General features: G+C 58.3%; 14 protein-coding genes. 9 read left to right on the top strand and 5 right to left on the bottom strand.

The features are described from left to right. Window positions 1-164: 164 nt before the first annotated feature. The 5 genes from EQG79_RS15665 to EQG79_RS15645 all read left to right on the top strand — a co-directional run bounded on the left by EQG79_RS15665 (window position 165) and on the right by EQG79_RS15645 (window position 5,771). Window positions 165-683 carry an RNA polymerase sigma factor gene (locus tag EQG79_RS15665; RefSeq protein WP_129602462.1) on the top strand — a complete coding sequence of 173 codons (519 nt, stop codon included), beginning with the start codon at window positions 165-167 and terminating at the stop codon, window positions 681-683. Next, window positions 667-1,467: a HEAT repeat domain-containing protein gene (locus EQG79_RS15660; protein WP_077923186.1), complete on the top strand. Its 801-nt coding sequence runs from the start codon at window positions 667-669 to the stop codon at window positions 1,465-1,467. Before EQG79_RS15665 ends, EQG79_RS15660 begins: the two co-directional genes overlap by 17 nt. 184 nt (window positions 1,468-1,651) lie before the next feature. Further along, entirely contained in the window at window positions 1,652-2,431 is a 780-nt protein-coding gene (locus EQG79_RS15655; RefSeq protein WP_129602460.1) for a DUF4097 family beta strand repeat-containing protein, read from the top strand. Window positions 2,432-2,470: 39 nt separating this feature from the next. Beyond that, complete coding sequence (locus EQG79_RS15650) at window positions 2,471-3,172, top strand: DUF4097 family beta strand repeat-containing protein (RefSeq protein WP_129602458.1); 702 nt, start codon at window positions 2,471-2,473, stop codon at window positions 3,170-3,172. 151 nt (window positions 3,173-3,323) lie between these two features. After that, on the top strand, window positions 3,324-5,771 hold the full coding sequence (locus tag EQG79_RS15645) for a TonB-dependent receptor domain-containing protein (protein ID WP_129602456.1): 2,448 nt from the start codon (window positions 3,324-3,326) through the stop codon (window positions 5,769-5,771). Window positions 5,772-5,773: 2 nt separating this feature from the next. On the opposite strand, the gene EQG79_RS15640 is transcribed toward EQG79_RS15645, so the two are convergent. The 5 genes from EQG79_RS15640 to EQG79_RS15620 all read right to left on the bottom strand — a co-directional run bounded on the left by EQG79_RS15640 (window position 5,774) and on the right by EQG79_RS15620 (window position 12,874). Then, the gene (locus EQG79_RS15640; protein ID WP_077923182.1) at window positions 5,774-6,058 is read right to left on the bottom strand and encodes a hypothetical protein; all 285 of its coding nucleotides are present in this window, start codon (window positions 6,056-6,058) and stop codon (window positions 5,774-5,776) included. 43 nt (window positions 6,059-6,101) lie between these two features. Beyond that, window positions 6,102-7,076: an arabinan endo-1,5-alpha-L-arabinosidase gene (locus EQG79_RS15635; protein WP_129602454.1), complete on the bottom strand. Its 975-nt coding sequence runs from the start codon at window positions 7,074-7,076 to the stop codon at window positions 6,102-6,104. Between the two features lie 87 nt (window positions 7,077-7,163). Beyond that, complete coding sequence (locus tag EQG79_RS15630; RefSeq protein ID WP_077923180.1) at window positions 7,164-7,835, bottom strand: DUF3823 domain-containing protein; 672 nt, start codon at window positions 7,833-7,835, stop codon at window positions 7,164-7,166. Window positions 7,836-7,840: 5 nt separating this feature from the next. Then, complete coding sequence (locus tag EQG79_RS15625; RefSeq protein ID WP_129602452.1) at window positions 7,841-9,688, bottom strand: RagB/SusD family nutrient uptake outer membrane protein; 1,848 nt, start codon at window positions 9,686-9,688, stop codon at window positions 7,841-7,843. Window positions 9,689-9,709: 21 nt separating this feature from the next. After that, complete coding sequence (locus EQG79_RS15620) at window positions 9,710-12,874, bottom strand: SusC/RagA family TonB-linked outer membrane protein (RefSeq protein ID WP_240699367.1); 3,165 nt, start codon at window positions 12,872-12,874, stop codon at window positions 9,710-9,712. Window positions 12,875-13,724: 850 nt separating this feature from the next. On the opposite strand from EQG79_RS15620, the gene EQG79_RS15610 reads away from it, so the two are divergent. The 4 genes from EQG79_RS15610 to EQG79_RS15595 all read left to right on the top strand — a co-directional run bounded on the left by EQG79_RS15610 (window position 13,725) and on the right by EQG79_RS15595 (window position 21,079). Continuing rightward, on the top strand, window positions 13,725-14,504 hold the full coding sequence (locus EQG79_RS15610; RefSeq protein WP_129602446.1) for a phytanoyl-CoA dioxygenase family protein: 780 nt from the start codon (window positions 13,725-13,727) through the stop codon (window positions 14,502-14,504). Between the two features lie 279 nt (window positions 14,505-14,783). After that, window positions 14,784-17,168: an ABC transporter permease gene (locus tag EQG79_RS15605; RefSeq protein ID WP_129602444.1), complete on the top strand. Its 2,385-nt coding sequence runs from the start codon at window positions 14,784-14,786 to the stop codon at window positions 17,166-17,168. Between the two features lie 134 nt (window positions 17,169-17,302). Continuing rightward, window positions 17,303-19,720 carry an ABC transporter permease gene (locus EQG79_RS15600; RefSeq protein ID WP_129602442.1) on the top strand — a complete coding sequence of 806 codons (2,418 nt, stop codon included), beginning with the start codon at window positions 17,303-17,305 and terminating at the stop codon, window positions 19,718-19,720. Between the two features lie 219 nt (window positions 19,721-19,939). Further along, the gene (locus EQG79_RS15595; RefSeq protein WP_129602440.1) at window positions 19,940-21,079 is read left to right on the top strand and encodes a PA14 domain-containing protein; all 1,140 of its coding nucleotides are present in this window, start codon (window positions 19,940-19,942) and stop codon (window positions 21,077-21,079) included. Window positions 21,080-21,157 lie beyond the last annotated feature (78 nt).

Here is a 21,157-nt window from a genome sequence, read left to right as displayed (position 1 = left end):
TTGTGGAAGTAACCGGGCAGCTGACTCATGATTACCCGCAAATCGTATGCCGTTTGCAGAACTACCCGCCGATCAGGCCGAAAAAGCGGCCTGCCTGACCGGGCTTGAAAAAGAAGTGGTCGGCGCTGTAATGTTTTGCCGGCTCGGTCGTCTTTGCTCATGACATGGATCTACAGGCGTTCAAACAACAGATTCTGCCCATTCAGAATCGACTCTTCCGGCTGGCTACGATGTTTTTGCGCAACCGCGAAGATGCCGAGGATGCGTTGCAGGATGTGCTGATGCGGCTGTGGTCGAACCGGCAGCAGCTGAATACGTACCAGAGCGTAGAAGCCCTGGCGGTACAAATGACGAAGAATCTGTGTCTGGACCGGCTCAAGTCACACGCCCGGCAAAAAAACGTCGACAAGGCGGACCTGGGCAGCGTGGCCGCCAGCCAGCTCTCGCCTTATCGGCAACTGGAGCTGGCCGACAGTGCCGACCGGATGCGGCAGCTGATCGATCAGCTACCCAATGTGCAGAAGCTGGTACTCCATCTGCGGGATGTAGAAGAGTACTCCTTCGAGGAAATTGAGCAGGTAACCGGGTTGTCGATCAACGCGATCCGGGTTGCGCTCTCGCGGGCCCGGCAACGACTGCGGGACGGTTACCTTAAACTGAACGACTATGAAGCCGACTATTGACCAGTTGCTGGCCCGTTATTATGAAGGCGAAACCACGCTGGATGAAGAAAATCAACTGCGCGCCTATTTTCAGCATACCGAATCGATACCAGACCACCTGCTGCCCCATGCGTCGCTGTTTCAGTACGTGACCAGCGCCAGGGCCGGGCAGCTGTCGCCCGACTTCACCACCCGGCTGGATCAGAAACTGGTCCCGCAACCCGTACGGGCCATGGGCCGGGTTCGGCAACTGACTACCTGGGGTATGCGGCTGGCCGCCGGGGTGGCGCTGCTGCTGATCGGGTTTGCGGGCGGGCAGTTCTACTCGCGCCAGTCGCCTGATGCCGCCGAGTCGGTCGAGCTGGCAACGACCGGGCATCCGGCTGGCGAGTCGATCCGGAAAACGCTGGCGTTCGATGCAGTGGCGCAAACGTCGGCCAGCGATCGGATTCACGCCATCAACCAGAGCGCCGAGCTGGACCGGGCCGACCGCGAGATTACGCAGTTGCTTATCAACACGCTCAACTTCGACGCGAATGTCAACGTCAGGCTGGCGGCCTGCCAGGCTCTTGTGCGCTTTGAGCAGGAAGAAGGCGTTCGCGAAGCGCTCATTCAGTCGCTGCGGATACAGAAAGACCCGAATGTGCAGCTTACCCTGATCGACGCGCTGGTGGCGATCAAGGAGAAACGGGCAGCCGCCGACATGCAGCGACTCGCCCGTAACCAGCAGGTGCTCGACATTGTCCGGCTCAAAGCCGAAGAGGGCGCCGGTGCCCTGAGCCAGGTTGCTCGCTCGACATCGTGATCGGCGCCATCATCGTGGTCCGTGTCCGTCGTGCGTCACCGTGGTCCGTGTCCCCACGGACCACCTGACCGGATGGTCTTGCTGTCGCGAGAGTGGTCCGTGGGGACACGGACCACGGTGGGGGGGCATGGCGTGGCGGGACCACTGAACATCATTTGTATTAACTAGTCAACCACATATTCTTATGAAAAAAATGCTGTTACTAGGCATCGGATGCCTATGGCAATGGACTGTGCTGTATGCGCAGGAGTACAAGACGAAACTGGCTAACAATGGCGATCAGAAAGTGATGCTCATGCTGGACGCCAGCAATCTGAAAATTGAGGGTTACAACGGCAACGAACTGGTGATCCAGACCCAGAGTAAGATGGAAGCGCCCCCGGAGCAGGCAAAAGGGCTGCGGCCGCTGTACAACTCGGCCGTCGACAATACCGGCATCGGACTGGCCGTAACGACAGAAGGCAATACCGTCAGAGTCGAGAAAGCGTCGCGCCGGCACATGGCGTATACGATCCGCGTACCTAACAAAGCCGCTATCCTGTACGAACAGGTCAACTGGGGTAGCAACGGCAATGTACACATTCAGAATATGGATGGCGACCTAGAAGTCAAAACGCTGAACGGCAACATCAGCCTGGTCAATGTGACGGGTCCCGTCGTGGCCAACTCGACCAACGGCGAAGTCAAAGTGGTGTATTCGACGCTGAATCAGAGCAAGCCTACCGCCATTTCGACCATTAGCGGAGACATCGACGTCACCCTGCCGGCCAGCACCAAAGCCAGCTTCAAACTGAACTCCATCAACGGCGAAATGTATACCGACTTCGACCTGGGTATGGCCAAAAAAGACGGCCTGAGCCGCATGGGGGGCGGCCACGTCATCAACGGCACTGCAAACGGGGGCGGGGTGGAGCTACGGCTCAAAACCATCTCCAGCGACATCTTCATCCGCAAGCAGAAATAAGCGTTTGTCCCACTCTCTTTTCCTCTTTCTCCTGCAATTATGAAAAATCACTTGCTTCTGCTCCTGGTTCTGTTTCTGGCCAAACCCGTTTTCTCCCAGAAAATCATTACCAAAACGTTGCCGCTCTCGGCCGGTCAGGCCGTGCACCTTAATCTGAAGTTTGGCGACAGCATCGACGTACAGTACTGGGATAAGTCCGAGGTGTCGATGCGGATTGCGGTTACGATCAACAACGGCAAACTCAACGATGCGCTGGAGGTCAGTACCGAATCGACGGCGGACGCGGTCAGCCTCACGACCGATTTTGACTATGAACGGATCAAACAGGGCCGGTCCGAGGATTGCCCCGGCAACCGCCAATCCACCTGGCGGACCGACAAAGACGGCACCTCCCATTCGATATGCAGCACGATCAACTACACGGTCTTTCTGCCCAGAAAAGCCCCCCTGCGCGTCGAAACTATTTCGGGGAATATCCACATCAAGGGCGCTACGAGTGCCGTGTCGGCGAAGTCGATCAGTGGGTTCGTCGATATGAGCTGGCCGGGCTCGAAAGGGGCCAACGTAGCCATGAAAACCATTACGGGCGAAGTGTATTCTGACCTGACGATCGATTTCAAAGGAAAGCGCCCCAAAAATCCGTTAGTAGGCTACACGCTGGAAGGTACACTCCTCAGCGGTGGCCCGCAGGTGCGGCTGGAGTCGATCAGCAACAACATTTACCTGCGGAAAGAAAAATAATTGGCCGGTTCCCAGCCGCCGATGCAACACTAAGTTGTTTATCGTCTCTTTGGTAAAAACCGATAAACACAGGTTCATGACAGCCTGAAAGGTCCTGCAGGCCTTTCAGGCCTGATAGGCCCCGTCTCACCCCAGTTTAAGCCAACCTCTTATGAAACGTTTATGTACCGTAGCCGCCCTGGCGCTATGGGTTGGGAATGCTTTGGCCCAATCCAGCCCGACCGCCAGCGTAACCGGGTCGCTCATCGACTCAACAACGGCTCTGCCCGTGCCGTTTGCGACGGTGGCTGTGCGGGATGCCGCCACCCTGATTGCGGGCGTGACGACCGATAGTGCCGGGGTGTTTGCGCTGCCCAACCTGCCGCTGGGCAGCTATACGCTTACGCTTTCATCGGTGGGGTACCAGGCCCGGAGCCAGTCGCTCGTGCTGCGGGCCGACCAGCCGTCGGTTCGGCTGAGCGGGCTTCGGCTGCGGTCGGAGAGCCGTACGCTGGGCGAGGTGACGGTAGCCGCTCAGAAAGCGCTGATCGAAGAAAAAGGGGACCGGCTGGTTTATAATGCCGAAAAAGATATTTCGAACGCAGGCGGTTCGGCGGCCGATGTGCTGCGCAAGGTGCCGTCGCTGAGTCTGGATCTGGACGGTAACATTCAGATGCGGGGCAACAGCAACATCAGGGTGTTGATCAACGGCAAACCCTCGGCCATGATGGCCCGCAACCTGGCCGACGCGCTCAAACAGATGCCCGCCGACAATATCAAGTCGGTGGAGGTCATTACCAGCCCCGGCGCTAAATACGATGCCGAAGGGGCCGCGGGTATTATCAACATCATCACCAAAAAGGCGCTGCAGGGGTTCAACGGCTCGATCATGGCCTCGCTGGGGAACCTAAACCGCAGTACGAATACCAAGCTGGCCCTGAAAACTAAAAAGATCGGCTTTTCGCTGTCGGCCAACGGCTACCAGTTTCGCAACATACGGGAGGTGCAGACCACCCGTACGACCCTGCTGGCCGGGCAGCCGCTGAACTACCTCTTCCAGCGCAGCACCGCCGACAATACCGGTACCGGCGGCTACGGCGAGCTGAGCCTCGACTACGACCCGGACTCAACCAGCCGCATCAACTTTTCGGCCAACGCCTGGGGGGGCTATTATCCCAACAACAGCACCCAGATCAACCGGCTGACCGACCCGTCGGGGGCCATCCTGCAAAACTTCCGCAACGACATCCGGTTCAGCAACCCCTACGGCAACAGCCAGTTCGACCTGGGCTACACCAAGACCTTCCAGAAACGGGCCGGAGTAGCTACGCCCGCCGAGTTTACCCTGCTGACCCAGTACAGCCGCATGCCGGACAACTATTTCTACGACACCGACCGCTATACGCTGGGGGAGAATGAACAGCTCAGTTTCCGGCAACACAGCACCAACTACAGCCGCAACAAAGAGTATACGTTTCAGGCCGATTATACCTACCCCTTCCTGATCCGCACCGGCAGCGACACCACCCAGCTCAAACTCGAAACGGGCCTGAAGGCGATCCGGCGCGATATCGGCAGCGAATACCGGGTCGAGGAGTCGCTGGATGGGCAGCTGCCGCTGGTGCCGGACCCCAGCCAGTCGAACGACTTCGATTACAACCAGCGGATCGTTTCGGGCTATACCGCGCTTCGGGTCGAAACCAAACAGAAATGGACCCTCAACCTGGGCGCCCGGCTCGAACGGACCTTTATCGACGGTAATTTTCTGACGACCCAGACCACGCTGACCAACCAGTATACCAACCTGATACCGAGCGTAACGATCTCGAAAGGGCTAAAAACCCACACCCTGAAAACGAGCTACACCCAGCGGATTCAGCGGCCGCAGCTCTGGTTCCTCAACCCGTGGGTCAACGCCAGCGATCCGCGCAACCTGCAAACGGGCAACCCCTATCTGGACCCCGAACTGAACCACGCCGTCGAACTGGGGCATAGCGTCACCACCAAATCGAACCTGTCGGTCAACACGGCCTTTTACTGGCGCATGACCAACAACGCCATCGAATACGTGCGGACGGTCGACGAAGCGGGGATTGCCCTCAGCAAACCGCAGAACATTGCCCGGCGCATCGCCTACGGCATGAACATGAACCTGTCGGGGCAGGCTACCAAAACCTGGACTCTGAACGGTGGTCTGGACGTTCGGTACGTCGACCTGAACAGCCCCATGCTGAACCAGCGCAACAGCGGCCTGGTGGGCAACGCCAACATCAGCAGCACGTACAAGATGCCGCACAACTACACCTTCCAGGCCAACGGGAATTTCAACTCGGGCTGGGTCAATTTACAGGGGAAAGGGTCGAGTTTTTACTGGTACGGCTTCGCGCTGAAACGGGAGATGATGAACAAAAAGGCGAGTCTGACGCTGGGTGTCAACAATCCCTTCAACCGGGGCGTGTCGCAGCGCCTGCGCCAGTCGGCCCCCACGTTCGAGTCGGATACGCGGTTCTTCTTCGTGTCGCGCTCGGCCCGGCTGGCGTTCGAGTGGCGCTTCGGGCAGATGAGTTCGGGTGGCAAACAGAGCCGCAAAGTACAGAACGACGACGCCGGAAGCCGGTAAAGTCAGGCTGCCTGGTAACTGAACTGGATGATCACCGGGTCGGGGTCGGGGGGCAGCTCGTACAGGGGCGGGTCGGTTAGTTCTTCGATCTGCAGATCGGTCGGAAAAACGCCGGCCTGGTTGGCGGCTTCGGTGGCGTAGGCGCTGGCCACCCGATGAATCAGCGCCAGCCGGGAGTAGACCGAACCCGCCGGCGACTGGCTGAGGCTCAGCTGCCTGAGCCGCTCGCTGAAATCAGAAGCTGGTATGGAGATCGTTTGCCAGTGTCGGTCGGTTGGTGGCTGCATAGGGTTATAACCGATCCGGACCGGCTGCGGTTAAACCGGCGGGTTAGTCCGTACCAAATCGTTCGGGCGTCAGTATAGGCCAGCCGTTCTGAAAGCTGAGCTGACAGAACGCCAGTTTGGATTTGCCCCGATCGTTCGGATCGTAGACATGGATCGATACCAGGTTACGCCCTCCGTCGCGAAGCAGCCCCACGTGGCCCGGCCCCAGGTAGTTGCCTTCGGTGCGCAGCACGAGCGTACCACCCCCGGCCGTCAGGTCGCGGCCCGACTGGTCGACAAACGGCCCGAGCGGACTCGACGACCGCCCGACCACCAGATAGTAGGTACTGTTGATACCCTTGCAGCACAGGCCGTTGTTGGCAAACAGGTAGTAGAAGTTGCCTTCTTTGATCAGCGCAGCCGCTTCCCAGTCGGACTGACGCCCACCCGCCACCGTTTTCACCGGGGTGCCGGCTTTGAGTTTACCGGTGGTCGTATCGATTTCGGCCGCGCCGATGCCCCCGTGAAAGGAGCCGTAGACCATATACACCCGACCGTCCGTATCGCGCATGAGGCTGGGGTCGATGGCGTTGATGTCGGTTCTGACTTTGGAGGATACGACCATGCCCTGATCGGTCCAGCGGTACGATGGCGACTGCGGATCGAGCACCGGCGAGGTGGTAACCCCGATGGCCGACACCGGCGAGCCAAACGTGGAGCAGGAGTAATAGAGGTAATAGTTTCCGTTCATGCGGATGGCGTCGGGCGCCCAGAAATGACCTTTAAACCCCCGCACGGTACTATCGACCCAGCCAGGCCAGGTGTTTTTTTCGAAGACCGGTTTTTCGGATTTCCAGCTCCGCAGGTCGGCCGAGCTGACGACCTGAATGCCGTTTCCGGTCGAGAAATACCAGTAGCGACCGGCTGCTTTCAGGATCGTACTCGGGTCGTGGGTGGTGAGGGGCGCTTCCTGAGCCTGCGCAGCGAAGCGTCCGAGCAGGGTCAGCAGTACGAGCAGGAGCGTGTAGAATCTGGTCATAGCAGGACGGGGTTAGACATAAACAAAACAGAAAACCGGCTGAAAGTAAACGGGATCACTTTCAGCCGGTTCGGTGTTGGGGTTGATTTACAGCGTAATTTTCTGTACCGGCGTATAGATCATCTCGGCCACGCCAACGGTTTTGACGCCCAGCCGCGCGTAGCAGTATCCCTTGGCCACGACCGATGCGGGTGGCGCCATCGAGAACGACAGCGGCTTGGTCAGGTCGGCCAGGGCCGCCCCGGTCAGACTAACCGACCCGGCGTTGTTATTGATGTCTACGTACTGGGTGGTGCTGACATAGAGGGTAGCCCGCTCAATGGCGCGACCGGTTACCACCTGCGCTACGGTGGCGGTGGCCGTCAGGCTGGTCCCGCTTTTCTGCATGGTCGGGTTGCGGATCACGAAGAACGGCTGTACCGGCACGTCGATCTGAGCCGCCCCGCGCACCTGTACCGGAATCGTATCGGTATTATCGACCCACGGCCCGTTGCCCCGCAGCCGAACCAGTTTGTAGTCCCCATCGAAGACCGTGGCCGAGAAGGTGCCATCCTGCGCGATGTATACCGGAATTTTGGTAAACAGCTGAAATCCTGGTTGCCACAGCTCCAGCTGAACCCCGTTGGTACGAACCCCAACCGGCTGGTTGTCGTAGATGACCCGGCCCGTAATGGTGGAGGTAGGCGGTTCGAAGTTGTCTTTCGCGCAGCCGGCCAGCAGGGTCAGAGCCGCCAGCAGGCCCATATAAATAGCTTTCATGATCGTTAATGGAAAGGATTACGAACAATTTTGGGGTTGTTGTTGATCACCGCCTGATCGATGGATGAGTAGTAATTACCCAGCTGGAACAGGCGCGGAGCCCGGAATCGGGGCGCTACCAGCTTTACGAACACGTACTTGCCATCGCGCGGGTCGCCGGGGCGCACGATGCGGTAGGGGTAGAGGGCGTACATGACGGCATCGGGATTGGTGGCGTTGCCGTTCCAGATCTCGTGGGCAATGCGCCAGCGTTTCAGATCCCAGACGCGGTGGTCTTCAAAGGCCAGCTCGACCCGCCGTTCGTTCTGGAGCCGGGCCAGGGTCAGCGTGGTCAGGCTGTTGGCCGGGAAACCCGCCCGTTCGCGCACCTGGTTGACGTAGGTAAGCGCTTCGCCCGTCTGGCCTAGCTCAAAGGCCGCTTCGGCTGCGTTGAGCAGCACCTCGCCCAGCCGGAACCGTACCCACCACATATCGCTGCGGATACCGCGGGTGCTCGCCAGGGGCGTTGGATCGATGTATTTCCGCATGTAGAAACCCGTATTCGACACCTCGGTCTGCGACCGCTGCGGCCCCGACGTACCCGTCAGGAGTTTCCCGTCGGTATAAACCTGGCCCAGGGTGTTGCCTTCTACTACCTGGTAGTTGTTGCTGGTGGCATTCCAGACCATAACGCCAGCCTGAATCTGCACCTCCTGCCCCCGGAAACTGGTGCCGGGGTAGATAACGGTACCGTAGAGCCGGGCATCTTTGTTGGCAAACGGCCCGCTGAGGTTATCGTAATAGATAAAGTCGCGGTCGTCGGGGGTGCGGGTTTTCAGCTCGCCCGAGCTGCCGTCGAGGTATTCGAAATCCTCGACCAGGTTCAGGGTGGGCGTAATGTTCGACGACGAGAGGTTGTCTTCGCGGACGTTACGGGCAATGTTGTCGTAGGTGAACCCGTGCCGTTTGTCTTTGGCCGTCAGGAAATCCTTGGCCAGGATAACCTCCGAGTTGTTCAGCTTTTTGGTGATGGCCTCGAAGAAGTTTTCGCCCAGGTTGGGATTGACCCGGTAGAGCCGATAGGGACCGGCAATCACTTCTTTGGCGGCTTCCAGCGCTTTGGTATAGTACTCCTGCGCCCGGGCGGCCGGAATGCCAACCTCCCCACCCGGTGTGCTGATCGGCGCACCCATGCGGTTGTTGTATTTAGCGATCGACCCGGCGTAAAGCATGGCCCGGCTCTTCAGCGCCATGGCCGTATAGCGGTTGGCGCGGGTGTTGCTGCCCGTATTGCCCAGGTCGTTCTTCACCGCATCGAGTTCGCTGGCAATGAAGTCATACACCTCCGACTCTTTATTGCGCGGGAACTGGAGCGAACTTGGGTTGCCGCTGAAGTCGTAGATGAGCTGTTTGGTAATGATCGGTACGCCACCCATCCGCTTCACCAGCTCGAAGTACATAAAGGCCCGCAGGAACCGGAACTCGGCCGAAAACTGGGTTTTCTGAGCCGCCGTCAGCGCCGTACTTTTGGTTTCGATGTTCTCCAGCGCGAGGTTGATATCCCGAATCAGGCCGTAGTCCCAGAGCCGCCAGCGCTCGAAGCCGTACGAGATGATGTTGTTGGGGCCGTCGTTGTTGCCCGACCAGGACGCTTCGTCGTAGGCGGCAAACTGATCCCAGCCGTTATCGATCTGGGTATGAGCGGGGAGCCGGTCGTAGTAGTTGGCCAGCAGGCTCGTAATCAGTTTAGGGTCGTTCCAGACCTGGCTCTCCAGAATGATATTGGGCGGCTGGCGTTCCAGAAAGTCTTCTTTGCAGGCCGTCAGGCTGAGGGTCAGCAGGCCGATCGACAGGAATTTATGAATAGGCTTCATGCGTAAAGTCGTTTGTGAGGGTTAGAAACTCAGCGCAAAACCGGCGTTATACAACCGCTGGGGCGGATAAACCAGCGCGCCGTTCGACGAGATTTCGGGGTCGACCTGAATGGCTTTCAGGTTGTCGAACGATACCAGGTTGGTGCCGTTGATGTAGACCTTCATGGCCGATACGCCAATCTTGCTCAGGAAGGGCTTGGGAATGTTGTAGCCGATTTCGAGGTTGCGCAGGCGCAGGTAACGTACGTTGGTGACCCAGAAGTCGCTCCGGCGGCTGTAGTTCACGTGGCTCGGGCTGTCTTTCCGAACGGCGGGATAGGTACCGGCCACCCACGGACTGTCGTTATTAAACGGATCGGCGCGGTGCCAGCGGTCTTCGAAGAGGTAGTTGGGCGAGGTCCCGTTGTTCTGGAACGGAATTTTCTGCTCCACCTCGCGCCGGAACGTTTGCAGACCCGCGCCCACCACATCGACCTGGAGCGTAAAGCCCCGGTAGCCCAGCGTACCGTTGAAGGCGTAGTTGAAGTAGGGCGTAGCGCCTTCGGCATAGCCGATGGGCCGCTCGTCGAGGCCGTTGATAACCCCATCGCCGTTGACGTCCTTGTAGATGAAATCGCCGGGTAGCTGGGTGCGGTTGCCCTGGCCGTCGTTATCGACGCGGTAATCGTCGATCTCCTGCTGCGACTGGAAACGGCCTACTACCTGATAGCCCCAGTTGATGGCCGACCAGCGGTCAACGGCCGAGTTGCGGTACTGATCCCAGGAGTTGCCGAAGCGGGGTTTGTAGATGTCCAGACTCCGCTGCCGCGCCAGGGTAGCGTTACCCCCTACGGTATAGGTCAGCTCACCCGCTTTGCCCGTGTAGGACAGCGCCCCTTCTACCCCCCGAATGGCGTCGGAGTTGAGGTTGGCGTTCGGCAGGGTGTAGCCCACTTCGCTGGGGAGCAGTACGTCATACTGCGCGGCAGGCAGTCCCGACCGCTTCCGCTCGAACACGTCGAACTGACCCGAAATCTTGCCGCCCAGCAGCCCGAAGTCGATCCCTACGTTGGTCGAGATGTTGTTGACCCACGACAGGGTGGTGATGGGCAGGCCGCGCGGCTGAACCCCGATTACGTAGTTGCCATTGAAGATGGCACTGCCCGCCAGGAAGTTGTAGCCGGGCAGGTAGCTGAACGGCGCCACAATGAAATTGTCGTTGATCAGGTCGCTACCGGTGCGGCCGTAGCTGGCCCGCAGTTTCAGCTCGCTGAGCGTATTGCCCAGGTTTTCCTTGAAGAACGGCTCTTCGCTCACCCGCCAGCCCAGCGACGCGCCGGGGAAGAACCCGTACCGGCGACCGGGCGCAAACAGGAACGACCCGTCATACCGACCCAGCAGCTCGACCAGGTATCGCTGTTTGTAGTTGTAGTTGAACCGGCCAATGTAGCCCGCCCGCGCCGTCACGTTCCACTCGTCGATGAGCAGGTCCTGGTTGGCAAACGACATCAGCGGGATGTAGTTATTGGGCGGAACCGTATGCACGACCATGTATTTGTTATCGGTGTCGTAGCGTTCGTAGGCAGCCACCGCGGCCAGGCTGTGATCGCCCAGCTGCTTGTTGTAAGTAGCCTGCATCTGCATGAATCGGTCGGCCACGTTGCGCTTCCGCCGTTCGCGCCAGGGGTTCTGGTTACCCCCGCCCGGCACCGCGTTGTAGGTATCGGTGGCTGCGTCGTAGGTGTAGGCATCGTAGGTGTACTCGAAGCCGTCGAAGTCGAAGTTGGTGAAGTTGTAGGAGTAGGTACCTTTCACGCTCAGGCCAAAATCGAAGTCGTACTGCGCGGTGAAGTTGGCTTTAACGGCCCGCCAGGTTTCGTTGATGTAGCCCGTTACCTCTTTCCGATAGGTGGCCGGGTTTACGTTTACGTTATGCGTCTGGTTGATGTACTTCGGGTTGTCGTTGGCGTAGGGCCGCTCGGTGGGCCACATTGAGAAAATACTCAGGAACGGGTTGAAATAATCGTCCAGGCCCGGCACCCCGACCTGAAAACGGTCTTCGATCCGGCCGCTGATCTGCGTACCGATCCGGAGCTTTTTGCTGAGGCCGGCTTCGACGTTAGCCTGGAAGTTGCTCCGCTTGAAGTTATAGTCCCGGATCAGGGCGTCCTGGGTCAGGTGGCTGGCCGATACGTAGTAGGTGACGTTCTCCGACCCGCCCGATACGCTGCCGTTCAGGTAGGCCTGCGGTACGTTGGGGCGCATGACCATGTCGTAATAATCGAAGCTCTGGAATCCCTTTTCGGTGCCGATCCGCCATTTTTCCAGCTCGGTAGGGGTAATGGTCGTCGGAATGCCGCGGTTCTGGTCCGACTCGGCCAGGGCTCGAACGTGCTGGTAGGCGTTGGCCGGGCGCGGGTAGCGGGTAAAATTCTGCAAACCGTAGTAGCCCGACAGGCTGATGACGGGTTTCTGACCGGCTTTGCCGCGTTTGGTGGTAACCAGCACAACTCCGTTGGCGGCCCGCAGACCATAAATAGCGGCTGAGCCGTCTTTCAGAATGGAAATGTTCTCAATGTCGTTGATGCCTAAGTTGTTGAACTGACCCACATCGGCCACAATGCCGTCGATGACGTAGAGCGGAGCGCCCATATTCCGGATCTGGATATTCGTACCGCCACCGGGCCGGGCGTCGGTTTGTCGGGCCGTAATACCCGGAACGCGACCCACCAGCGCACTGGTAGCCGCAACGGCCGGCGTCCGGATAATCTCTTCGGCTTTTACCGACGCTACCGAACCCGTTACGGTGCCACGCGACTGGGTGCCGTAGCCCACTACCACCACTTCGTCGAGCGACTGATCATCGGCCACCAGCTTGATGGCGAGCTGACTGGCGTTACCGGCAACGATCTCCTGGGTGCGATACCCCACGAAGGAGAAAACGAGTACCGTGTTCGGGTCCGGCACCGTAATGGAGAAAAGTCCCTGCGCGTCGGTAGTGCTGCCGCGGGTCGATCCTTTGATCACCACGTTGACGCCGGGCAGGGCCTCTCCCTTGTCGTCAGTTACTTTTCCTGAGACAACCACATCGGCGTGCCGGGGCATGGCGTGCCAACCTTCCGTCCGAAATTTCAGGGCCGTCGGTCTGGCCAGCGCGTCTTTACACGGCATAGCGCAGGCCAGCGGAATGAGGGCGTACGCTGTCATTTTACGGGCAGTATACCTTTGTACTGATCGTCTCATAATGCTGACTGTTTAGGATGGAGTAAAAAGTAGAGGAGAAAAGAGCGGTTCATATTGGGTTGTTATCATTCAATTTACAAGTAGAATAATCCTAAAAATCAAAGCTATAGTGTTGATATATTAAAAGGAAATTAAAATCAAAATACAGTCAGCATTAGTCAATCCTTGCCAAATAAACAGCACAATTTGTAGGTTCGATGTAAATAAAGAGAAGATATTGACCTTAATTTGACATACGTCTACTGAATTGAGTTTAAATACAGTCTATATTGATCAACTATGAATTAGTTGACAACGATTCGGTCGTCTGATTGAGTTGGTTAGCCTCACAGGCAACTTCCTCCGGGCGCTGTGTCAGGCGGTACGCAGGTGGCTGCCGCGGTTTGTTTGGCGTTGGCGGGCCGCGAGGGACTGGGGTCGGTTCAGGCTTGTTCGATAAGCCGCGGTTTCGGCCGCCCGGCAGGTCCAATGACTGGCAAGCGGGGCGGAGAAACGGGCCGGCAGACGGCGGGTGAGCAACAGACTACGGGCCGCGTCTTTACCCGCAACGGGGTTTTTGCTATATTCGCCCCATGAGGATGGCACCCATGTTATAAGCTTCACTTGCCTGCTTTTCCAGACAGGCGGCCCTGATCCCGGGGCCCATTATTTCTTTTGTCTTTTCTCCAGTATATACGCCGGTTCGGCCCGTCAGCTGAACGGGGTTCCGACTGTCTCATCTGCCCAACTGAAGCTGGCTCGTGGCCAACGGCATCGGTATGGGTCGGGGCAGCGCATAACCGGCCAGTCAACGCTAGTTTTCTACTGATTCCTCATGGGCGATCAACTCACCAACCAACAAATCGAACAGTTTATCCGGGATGGATTTGTTCGTATAGATCAGGCCTTTACGGCCGAAACAGCGCAGCAGGCGCGTACGATTCTCTGGGCCGATATGCAGGCTGAGCCCGATGACCCGGCAACCTGGCTGGAGCCGGTGGTCCGGCTCGGGATGTACAGCCAGCCCCCTTTTCAGGAGGCCGCCAACACGGCGGTGCTGCATCGCGCCTTCGACCAGCTGGTCGGGCCTGATTACTGGATTCCGTGCCGCAGCATGGGTTCGTTTCCCGTTCGTTTCCCGTCGGCAACCGATCCGGGCGATACCGGCTGGCACGTCGATGCGAGCTTTCCGGGCGCCGATCCGGCCAATTATGTTGAGTGGCGGGTCAACGTCCGATCGACCGGGCGTGGTTTGCTGATGCTGTTTCTGTTCTCCGACGTGGGTGAACACGACGCGCCTACCCGCATTCGGGTTGGGTCTCACCAGGACGTTGCGCAGCTGCTGGAACCCGCCGGTGAGCAGGGCCTCTCGTTCATAGAGCTGGCTGAGCAGCTGCCCCGGCTGCCGGCGCGGGACGAGGTTGTTGCCACCGGAAAAGCCGGCACGGTTTACCTGTGTCATCCGTTTCTGGCCCACGCGGCTCAGCCGCACCACGGCACCGCTCCCCGATTTCTGGCCCAGCCTCCGCTGCTGCTGCGTCGTGAGCTGGAGCCAACCGTCGAAAAGGCGACCTACTCGCCCGTAGAAGCAGCCATCCGGGCCGCACTGACGTAGAGGACGGGTTTATTCCGGCTGATCCGGTAACCACTGGGTTAGCCGGGCTAAACCCGAAAGTAAAGCACGGGCTTTGTTCCGTATGGTGGGCTGGATTGGGCGCCGGGGCTACTGTCTTGTCTGCCTACGGCTGTCCGCAACTGTACGAAGCGCTGTCCATTTCCGGACAGAATGCGTGTTTGGTTATGCTGTTTATTAGCTGATTGTCAGTATGTTGTCTTTATGGTACAGGTTTTGGTGGTATAGAGACACAGGTTCGTATCTAAACATTGCAGACTCATGGTTCGTAATTATCTGAAAATCGCGCTCCGCAACTTGTGGAAAAACCGGCTGTTCAGCGGGCTCAACATGGGGGGTATGGGCGTCGGCATTGCGGCCGTTGGGCTGATGAGTCTGTATGTTATTCACGAGCTGAGTTACGATCGGTTTCATGCCAACGCCGATCGGATCGTTCGGGTGGTACACCACGCCAGCTGGCCGGGCGGCAGTCTGAACCTGGCACCTACCTCGGCCCGCTTTGCCGATGCGCTCAAAAGCGAGTACCCCGCTATCGAAAAAACGGTGCGGTTTCATCCCGAAGGCGGTGGCCAGATTACCTATAAGGATAAAAAGCTGGACGAACCCGCAATCCTCTTTGCCGACCCATCGGTGTTTGAGGTGTTCTCGTTTCCGTTTCTGTACGGAAATCCCGCTACGGCCCTGACCCGACCGCAGACGATCGTACTGACCAAAACCCTGGCCGAGAAGCTGTTCGGCGATGCCGCCCGCGCCGTTGGACAAACCGTTACCTTCTCCAACAACTTTCCCAATCAGGTTACCGGCGTCATCGACGATCTGCCCGCCAACTCGCACCTGCAATTCAGCGCGTTGCGGGCATTGCCGGCCAACTACACCAGCGGCTGGCAGAATTTTGAACTATACACCTATCTGCTGCTCAACAAAGGCACAGACCACAAGGCGCTCGAGTCGCGGCTGGGCAGTTTCTATCCCAACTACCTGAAGTCGGAAATGGGCGAGCTGAACTACCGGATGGCGCTTCAGCCGATCACCTCGATTCACCTGGAGTCGCATCTGGACTATGAAATCAGCCCGAACGGCAACCTCCGGACAATCTACACCTTTGCGGTGGTGGCCGCGCTGATCTTACTGATTGCGGGCATCAACTACGTAAATCTGTACACGGTTCGGGCGGTGGCCCGGACGCGCGAAGTGGGCGTCCGGAAGGCGATTGGCTCCCGGCGGGGGCAGCTGATCGGCCAGTTTCTGACCGAGTCGATGCTGATGGCGGTGCTGTCGTGTGGGCTGGGGCTGATCCTGGCCAATATGGTCCTGGCGCTGTTCAACGAACTGGCCGGTACGAACCTGGCCCTGACGCAGTATGGCTGGCTGCCTACGATACTGGTTGTTCTGGCCTTCACGGTGCTGCTCGGGCTGGTGAGCGGGCTGTACCCGGCGCTGCTGATGTCGGGTTTCCGGCCGGTGGTGGCGCTGAAAGGGCGTATCAGCAGCCCGCTGGGTGGGGGCCTGTTCCGGCAGTCGCTGGTCGTGTTCCAGTTCGTAGCGGCTGTGGTGCTGATTGCCTGTTCGTGGGTCATTTACCGGCAGATCGGCTATGCGCTGCACAAGGATCTGGGTTTCAACAAAGACCAGGTGTTAACCTTTCACCTCGACAGCGACGACGTTCGGAAGCAGGTTCAGGCCCTCAAAAATGAGTTGCGGAAAAGTCCGCTGATCGAGCAGGTAGCGGCTGCCAGCAACCCCATCGGCAATAACAATATCGGTGACAACGGGATGTTCTTCGAGCAGAACGGCGCCATCAGCAATACCGCGCAGGTGGTACAGACGTTCTCCGTCGATGCGGATTACCTGCCTACGCTGGAAATCAACCTGCTCGAAGGCCGCAACTTCCGGGAGTCGGCCAGCGACGGCCCGGGAGTGGTTCTGGTCAACCAGGCGCTGGTTCGGCAGATGGGGTGGCAGCGGCCGCTGGGTAAGCGGGTTAAGTACTTCGTCAACAAGGATGTGTCGTTCGAAGCGCAGGTGGTGGGTGTGGTCAGCGATTTCCATACGTATTCGCTCCAGCATAAGATTCAGCCGCTGGTCTTGCAGATGCCCGCGCCGACCGAGAAAGACAACCTGTACGTGCGGGTCCGGCCCGACCAGGCTACCGAAGCCCTGGCGTACATCCGGGCTGTCTATAAAACCTTCGATCCGTCGGCCGACCTGACGTTTCATTTCCTGGACGAGAACTTCTCGCGGCAGTATCAGGCCGAGCAGAAGCAGGCGCATGTGCTGCTGTCGTTTACGGTGCTGGCGGTGCTGATTTCGTGTCTGGGTTTGTTCGGGCTGGCTGCGTTTGCGGCCGAGCAGCGGACGAAAGAGATTGGCGTTCGGAAAGTGCTGGGCGCTTCGGTGGCCAGCATCGTAGGCCTGCTCTCGCGGGATTTTCTGAAGCTGGTTCTGATCGCGATCGTGATTGCCAGTCCGCTGGCCTGGTATGCTACCCACCGCTGGCTCCAGGATTTCGCCTACCGGATTGAGGTCGAGTGGTGGGTGCTGGCCCTGACGGGTTTGCTGACGGCCGGTATCGCTCTCCTGACCGTGAGTTTCCAGAGTATCAAAGCTGCCCTGACCAACCCGGTAAATTCGCTGCGATCGGAATAGGATTGTGAGTGATGAATGATGAGCGATGAGCGATGAGTGAGTGCCTCACCGTGGGTTCGTGAGGACACAGACCGCAGTGAAGAATGATACATGGTTGGGTTGGTGCGGTTGTCCTATCCCTTTCTCTTTTTGTTATGCTAACGAATTATCTAAAGATCGCGCTGCGGAACATCAGCCGGAACAAAGGGTTTTCCTTCATCAACATTGCCGGGCTGGCCATGGGGATGGCGGCTACGCTGCTCATCGTACAGTACGTTGCCTTCGAGCGAAGCTACGATCGCTTCCACGAAAAAGCCGACCGGATCTTCCGCGTCACGGCCGAGCGGTATGAACGTGGAGTTCTTTCGACCGAATGGGCGGGCGGTCCTTTTGCCGTGGGCAATCACCTGAAAAGCGCCTTCGACGAAGTAGACGAGTACACAAAGGTGTACATGCGGGATAAGCTGCTGCTGGAGGTCAACAATCGGAAATACAGGGTAGATAAGGGCGCGTTTGCTACGCCTTCGTTCTTCTCCGTTTTTTCGTATTCGCTGCTCACCGGCGATCCCCGAACCGCCCTGGCCGAACCCAACACGGGGGTTATTTCGGCCTCTCTGGCGCAACGCCTGTTTGGAACCAACAACCCCGTGGGACAGGTGATCACGATTGAGCGGGAATTCCCGATCCGGGTAACGGGCGTTTATCAGGACTTCCCCAAAAACTCACACCTGGCCGCTGACTACCTGATGTCGTTCAGCACGTTTCAGCGCATAGTCAACCCCAAAAATGAGCCCGACAAAAACTTCGACAACGCCTGGGACTGGGACGGCTGCCTGACGTATGTGGTCTTGAAAGAAGGCGCTAATCCTGCCCGGTTGGCGGCCAAACTCCCCGCCTGGCTGGCGACCCTGGATCAGCGCGACCCCAAAACCAACAGTGGGCTGATGTTGCACCTGCAAGCCCTGCCCGATATTCATCTGTACTCACATCTGATGTTCGAGGCCGGTGCCAACGGCGACGGCAATTCGGTGTATGTGCTGCTCTGTGTTGCGTTCTTCATCATCGCCATTGCCTGGATCAACTACATCAATCTGGCCACCGCACGGGCTGTTGGCCGGGCCCGGGAAGTAGGGGTGCGAAAAGCCATAGGCTCGTACCGGCGTCAGCTGATCAGCCAGTTTCTGATGGAGTCGGCTCTGCTCAACTTCATCGCCGTTTTGGTGGCGTTTGGTCTTATTCTGCTGGCCCTGCCGCTGTTCAATCACTTCACCGATCAGGAGCTGACGTACTCGTTCGTTCGGTCGGGGCGCTTCTGGCTCGGCCTGGGAGCCATGTATACCGCCGGTACGTTGCTGTCGGGGGGGTATCCTGCCTTTGTGCTCTCGGGCTTCAACCCGGTTTCAGTCCTGAAAAATGGCGTTTCCGCTTTCCGGGAAGGGGTTATCCTCCGAAAATCGCTCGTCGTTATTCAGTTTTCGGCTTCTGTTTTTCTGCTGGTTGGTACGATCACCGTATTCCGTCAGCTGCAGTTCATGCGAGCGCAGAGTCTGGGCATCGACATTGGACAAACGCTGGTGCTCAACAGGCCGATGAACGATTCGACTCGTATCAGCCAGACCCGGGCTTTCAAAGATTACCTGCTTCGTCAGTCGGCCATCAGGCAGGTGGCCGTATCGGGGAGCATTCCGGGCGAAAAGGTCGAGTTCAACGCTGGCGGCATCCGGCTGGAGAGCGCCCCGCAGGATGAAGGCAAGCAGTACCGCGTTATCGGTGTCGACTATGATTTTGTCGACGCCTTCGGCATGAAGCTTATTGCCGGCCGTAACTTCGATGCCGGGCTGGGCGAGAAAGGAGCCGTCGTGTTCAACAAAACGGGAATCCGGCAGCTGGGTTTCAGCGATCCGGAAAAGGCCCTCGGCAAAAAAATCGACTTCTGGGGCGATATTCTTACCATCGTAGGGGTCGTCGACGATTTTCACCAGCAGTCGCTTCGGGAAGCCTACGAGCCGCTCATCTTACGGCTGGATCCGGGTGTCAACGGATCGATCTCGATCAAGCTGGCTGACAAGGACCCCACCCAGGCCATTGCGGTGGCCCGGGACGCGTGGTCCCGTTTTTTTCCTACCGACCCGTTCGAGTATTCGTTTCTCGACGAACGGTACGACAAGCAATATCGGGCCGACGAGCAGTTCGGACAGGTGTTTGGCTTTTTCACCCTCATGGCTCTGCTGGTGGCCTGCCTGGGCCTGCTGGGCCTGGCTACCTTCACGGCTCAGCAGCGGACGAAGGAGATTGGCGTCCGTAAAGTGCTGGGCGCTAGTGTGGGGAGTATCATTTCGTTGCTTTCCGTCGACCTGCTGAGGCTGGTGCTGGTCGCTATCGTGATTGCCTCGCCGGTGGCCTGGTATGCCATGCATCAGTGGTTGCAGGGCTTTGCGTACAAAATCGACATTGAATGGTGGGTGTTTGCAGTAGCCGGGCTGCTGGCGCTGGCGATCGCCTTCCTGACGGTGAGTTTCCAAAGCCTGAAAGCCGCGCTGATGAACCCGGTGAAAAGCCTGCGATCAGAATAGAGCGATGAGCGATGAATGAGTGCCTTCTCACCGTGGTCCGTATCCGCACCGGTGAGGCAGTCGGGCCACTTGTTCGGATGGTTTTCTACGGCTGAAGCGAGGTGGCTGTATGTTTCTGCCAAATTCGGCGACGGCATGGCGGTTTGCGTGGACAGAAGCTTCTGTCATACGTAGCGTTTGACTATCTTGAGGGCAGGTTAAACACTAGGTCTCGCGGCTATGAAGTGTGCTGGCATCAAGACAGGATTTAGTTGGCTGTGGGTTTTCCTCTGGTTGCTGTCAGAACCGGCTATAGCGCAGCAGGGCCTGAAAGGAGAATACTACAACGGCAGCAATTTCGAGAAGAAGATCCTCACCCGTATCGACCCTGAACTGCGGTTCTCCTGGAAATCCAGCAGTCCGGCCTCGGGCCTCGACTATTCGTACTATTCCATACGCTGGACTGGAAAGATCCTGGCGCCGGCCTCGGGTCGTTATACGTTTTACGCCAAAGTGGATGATGGCATTCGGGTATGGGTCGGTAACCGGAAGGTTATGGACGTCTGGCAACTCAATGACTCCAATCATTTTACGGGAACCGTAGTGCTGGAAGCCGGGCGTTATTATGATCTGAAAGTAGAGTATTTCAACGCCATGCTTGGGGGCGTTCTGGAATTGTTCTGGCAACGACCCGATCCGAAAGCGCCCCTGTCGGTGGACATCAACCGCCCAATGGAGCCCATCGCGGCCCGTTATTTCCGGCAACAGGCTCCACCTGTTGCTGCAGCACCCAAACCAGCTGCGCTGCCACCGGTGTCGGGGCTGGTGCGGGCCACCCCGCCCAAACCGGTTGTCCGGCCGCCGGTACTGGCTACGGTAAAGTCTGTCAAACCGGCTCCAAAGTCTGTCAAACCAGCTTCTGCTCGTCCGGTGCCGCCTGTTACTGCCGTTCAACGGCCGGTGCCGCTCCCTGCGTCGTCATCAGCGGTCGTTGCCAGGGTGGTGCCCAGGAATGAACCGCCCGTTTCTGAATCGGCGGTTGCCACGCCTGTTACCCTGCGGCATGTCCAGTTCGAGCAGAGCAGCTATGTGTTGCTGCCCGAGTCGTTTCCCGAGCTGGACAAACTGGTTGAGCGCTTGCGGCAGCAGGCCCACTGGCGTATCGAGGTGATGGGTCATACCGACAACGTGGGCGATCCGCGCCTGAACCAGGTGCTGTCGGAATACCGGGCGAAGGTGGTTATGAATTACCTGATCCGGCATGGTATTGCCGATGATCGTATCGAAGCGAACGGATACGGTGGGTCGCGGCCCATTGCCGGCAACGACACCGAAGACGGCCGATCCCGAAACCGGCGCGTCGAATTCATCCTGAAATAAGGCGTATTACCCCCAAATCGTGCTGGCTACCGACATGCTACCGACATGCTACCGACGCTAGCGGGGCTAGCTGTTACG

Source organism: Spirosoma sordidisoli (assembly GCF_004138325.1).
In the GTDB taxonomy this organism is placed as follows: domain Bacteria; phylum Bacteroidota; class Bacteroidia; order Cytophagales; family Spirosomataceae; genus Spirosoma; species Spirosoma sordidisoli.
The sequence above is the reverse complement of the archived record's forward strand: the minus strand, read 5'-3'. Positions and strand labels throughout refer to the sequence as shown.

What these genes read in the sequence shown, in the direction of transcription:
- EQG79_RS15640 (WP_077923182.1), bottom strand. Translation starts at nt 6,058, where the DNA reads ATGCAGCCACCAACCGACCGACACTGGCAAACGATCTCCATACCAGCT.
- EQG79_RS15665 (WP_129602462.1), top strand. Translation starts at nt 165, where the DNA reads ATGGATCTACAGGCGTTCAAACAACAGATTCTGCCCATTCAGAATCGA.
- EQG79_RS15600 (WP_129602442.1), top strand. Translation starts at nt 17,303, where the DNA reads ATGCTAACGAATTATCTAAAGATCGCGCTGCGGAACATCAGCCGGAAC.
- EQG79_RS15610 (WP_129602446.1), top strand. Translation starts at nt 13,725, where the DNA reads ATGGGCGATCAACTCACCAACCAACAAATCGAACAGTTTATCCGGGAT.
- EQG79_RS15605 (WP_129602444.1), top strand. Translation starts at nt 14,784, where the DNA reads ATGGTTCGTAATTATCTGAAAATCGCGCTCCGCAACTTGTGGAAAAAC.
- EQG79_RS15625 (WP_129602452.1), bottom strand. Translation starts at nt 9,688, where the DNA reads ATGAAGCCTATTCATAAATTCCTGTCGATCGGCCTGCTGACCCTCAGC.
- EQG79_RS15620 (WP_240699367.1), bottom strand. Translation starts at nt 12,874, where the DNA reads ATGACAGCGTACGCCCTCATTCCGCTGGCCTGCGCTATGCCGTGTAAA.
- EQG79_RS15630 (WP_077923180.1), bottom strand. Translation starts at nt 7,835, where the DNA reads ATGAAAGCTATTTATATGGGCCTGCTGGCGGCTCTGACCCTGCTGGCC.
- EQG79_RS15655 (WP_129602460.1), top strand. Translation starts at nt 1,652, where the DNA reads ATGAAAAAAATGCTGTTACTAGGCATCGGATGCCTATGGCAATGGACT.
- EQG79_RS15660 (WP_077923186.1), top strand. Translation starts at nt 667, where the DNA reads ATGAAGCCGACTATTGACCAGTTGCTGGCCCGTTATTATGAAGGCGAA.
- EQG79_RS15650 (WP_129602458.1), top strand. Translation starts at nt 2,471, where the DNA reads ATGAAAAATCACTTGCTTCTGCTCCTGGTTCTGTTTCTGGCCAAACCC.
- EQG79_RS15645 (WP_129602456.1), top strand. Translation starts at nt 3,324, where the DNA reads ATGAAACGTTTATGTACCGTAGCCGCCCTGGCGCTATGGGTTGGGAAT.
- EQG79_RS15635 (WP_129602454.1), bottom strand. Translation starts at nt 7,076, where the DNA reads ATGACCAGATTCTACACGCTCCTGCTCGTACTGCTGACCCTGCTCGGA.
- EQG79_RS15595 (WP_129602440.1), top strand. Translation starts at nt 19,940, where the DNA reads ATGAAGTGTGCTGGCATCAAGACAGGATTTAGTTGGCTGTGGGTTTTC.